This is a genomic window from Streptomyces sp. NPDC002701 (genome assembly GCF_042889045.1).
In the GTDB taxonomy this organism is placed as follows: domain Bacteria; phylum Actinomycetota; class Actinomycetes; order Streptomycetales; family Streptomycetaceae; genus Streptomyces.
Window position 1 is genome coordinate 1 of sequence record NZ_JBIAQL010000069.1, and the last position, 2689, is coordinate 2689.

Here is a 2689-nt window from a genome sequence, read left to right on the forward strand (position 1 = left end):
TGCCGGCGGACAAGAGCTGGTACAACGTGACGGGCAACTTCCTGGGCCTGGGCAGCAGCGTCGCCTTCAACAACCAGGGCGCCAGCATCCAGACCATTGCTTCGACGTCCGGCAGCGGTGACACGGGCGACGCCCGCCCACGGCTCCCGCGGACCAGCACCGACACCGGGCCGCAGCGCGGACCGACCGACACATCACCACCGAGGAGGCCGCGCGACAGCCGGCCGCGGTTCGTGGTGCGGTCGGGCTTCGACGCCCGGCGGTTCACCTACGACGGCGATCCCGTCACCGACCTCACCGTCCGTATCGCGCTGCGCGGCGCGAAGGAACAGAGCACGCTTGCCTTCGAGCAGCTCAGCCGGGGTGTGAGCGAGTTCCTGAACAGCCCCGGCCACCGACTGCCCAACGGTGACCTGCTGCACGTCACCGTCGAGCTCGTCGACCCCGCCGACGCGCCGCACCTGACCGTGGACCTGGCGGGCCGGGACCGGGCGATGGACCAGACCACCTGGTGGGCGGACGCCGACCCGGTGCAGCTGGTCCATGAGCTGACCCACCAACTGGGTCTACGGGACGAGTACCGCGACGCCGACTCCCCGCACCGTCCCCACATCCCGGGCAGCCTCCTCGGCGACCTGAACGCGGACCCCGAGGACCTTTCACTGGCGGGTGCCGGACTGCGGGGCCGGCACCTGGCCCTGCTCGGCGCGCTGGTCGGGGACCTGACCCCCCAGCCGGAACCGGATTCGCAGACGGACGGCGAGCAGAACTGGCAGGCGGTACGCACCGGCACCGACCCGGTCCTTCGCGAAGCGATCTGGGCCGACCCGGTCTCCCTGCCCCGCCCGCCCACCGACGGCACGACTGTCACCGGGATGCCGGCCCGTATGCCGCAGGACTTGAGCGCGTCCACCGCCACCGCCGAACCGGTCCTCACGCCCTTCAGGTCGGGGAACTTCGAGTTCACCAACCTCAAGCACACGAACGAGAGGTATCGGGACAAGGCCGTCCGCATCATCGAACTGCTGCGGGATCACCCGACGATCAACGAGTACGTCGGTGGTCGCCCGGTCCGGATCACCCTGCACGTGCGGACGACGGAGACGCCGGCCGACGTACGTGACCTGGGTGACGAGGGTGTCCAGATCAACCTGGCGAGTTACTACTTCGAGAAGTACGACGTCGGTTATGTGATGGGGATGCTGGCGCATGAGATCGGTCTGCATCCTCTGGCGTCGCGCAACGCGGAGATTCCGGAGCAGGAGGAGGCGTACCGGGGGATGCCGCTGCCGGTGCCGGGGCTGACGGATCTGAGGACGCCGCGCACCATGAACACGGAAGGGGCGGGGCAGGCCGACCACATCATGGCCGCCTACCCGCGCACCATCCGGCACGGCATCTACCGCGACATCGTCCTGAAGATGGCCGACATGCTGGTCGAGGCCGCGCAGGCCGGCGTGGAGGGCGCCAAGCCCCAGGACGTCACCGACCTCTTCGACACCTACCTGATGGACCTCGCCTCCATCGCGATCACCAGCGACTACCGCATGAACGCGGCCAAGGAACCAGGGAACACCGGCAAGGTCTACAACGCGTACAAGGCGCTGCTCGCCGAGCACATGGCCGAGGACAGCCCCGCCCGTGCTCTGCTGCCCGCCGACAAGGGAATGTTCGGGGTGGTACGGGACTTCACCCAGCTCGCCGCCAGCCTCGCCACCAACAACCGTGGCGACAGCATCCAGCGGCCCATGCCGGCGCAGGAGGCCCGTCCCCGGCTCCCGCAAGGAACCGACAGCGTTCAGACGACCGCCGAGAGCATCGAGCAGACCCTGCTCGGCATGCCCCGGCCGCGCGGCCCGCGTGACAGCCGGCCGCGGTTCGTGGTGCGGTCGGGCTTCGACGCCCGGCGGTTCTCGTACCAGGGCGAGCCGGTCACCGACCTCACCATCCGGCTCGCGATACGCGGCCCCGAGGGTCAGACCACGCATGTGGCCGAGCAACTCGACGCAGGGGTACGTGAGTTCCTCAACAGTCCGGCTCACCGGTTGCCGAACGGCGACCGCCTCCATGTCACTGTCGAGCTCGTCGACCCATCCGAAAGCCCGCACCTGACCGTGGACCTGGCGGGCCGGGACCGGGCGATGGACCAGACCACCTGGTGGGCGGACGCCGACCCGGTGCAGCTGGTCCATGAGCTGACCCACCAACTGGGTCTACGGGACGAGTACCGCGACGCCGACTCCCCGCACCGTCCGCACATCCCGGGCAGCCTCCTCGGCGACCTGAACGCGGACCCCGAGGACTCCTCACTCCTCTCTTCGGGACTGCGCGGCCGCCATCTCACCTTGCTGGGCGCGCTGATCGGGGACGTGAGCCCGCAGCCTGAGCCGCGCCTGAGCGACCGGGACGGCGAGCAGAGCTGGGACGCGGCGCGCACCGCCACCGACCCGGTCCTCCGCACGGCGGTGTGGGTGGACCCCGTGTCCCTGCCGCGGCCGGCCGACGACGGAGCAGCAGGCACCGAGGTCTCGGCTCGTATGCCGCAGGACCCGAACGCGAGACCTGCCGACGTCGCCGTCGAACCGACCCTGACGCCCTTCAGGTCGGGGAACTTCGAGTTCACGAATTTGAAGCACACGGATGAGGTGTTCCGTGAGAAGGCGGTGCGGATCATCGAGGTGTTGCGGAG

At 69.6% G+C, this 2689-nt stretch carries 1 protein-coding gene; it reads left to right on the forward strand.

Annotated features, from left to right (window positions below):
* Positions 1-2689 (forward strand): hypothetical protein (locus ACFYXC_RS41805; RefSeq protein ID WP_389558388.1); only part of this gene is annotated, 2689 nt, incomplete at both ends.